Below are 344 nucleotides of genomic sequence, written 5' to 3'. Positions count from 1 at the left end.
ACCGCATAAGACCACAGCACCGCATGGTGCAGGGGTAAAATATTTATAGGTATAAGATGGATCCGCGTCCGATTAGCTAGTTGGTGAGGTAAAGGCCCACCAAGGCGACGATCGGTAGCCGGCCTGAGAGGGTGAACGGCCACATTGGGACTGAGACACGGCCCAAACTCCTACGGGAGGCAGCAGTGGGGAATATTGGACAATGGGGGAAACCCTGATCCAGCGACGCCGCGTGAGTGAAGAAGTATTTCGGTATGTAAAGCTCTATCAGCAGGGAAGAAAATGACGGTACCTGACTAAGAAGCCCCGGCTAACTACGTGCCAGCAGCCGCGGTAATACGTAG

1 rRNA gene is annotated in these 344 nt (G+C 54.1%); it reads left to right on the top strand.

From position 1 onward, the window contains the following. Positions 1–344: ribosomal RNA gene (locus tag SBH76_RS13570) — 16S ribosomal RNA — on the top strand; the annotation flags it as partial.

Source organism: Lachnoanaerobaculum sanguinis (assembly GCF_033242365.1).
Lineage (GTDB): Bacteria > Bacillota > Clostridia > Lachnospirales > Lachnospiraceae > Lachnoanaerobaculum > Lachnoanaerobaculum sanguinis.
The sequence above is the reverse complement of the archived record's forward strand: the minus strand, read 5'-3'. Positions and strand labels throughout refer to the sequence as shown.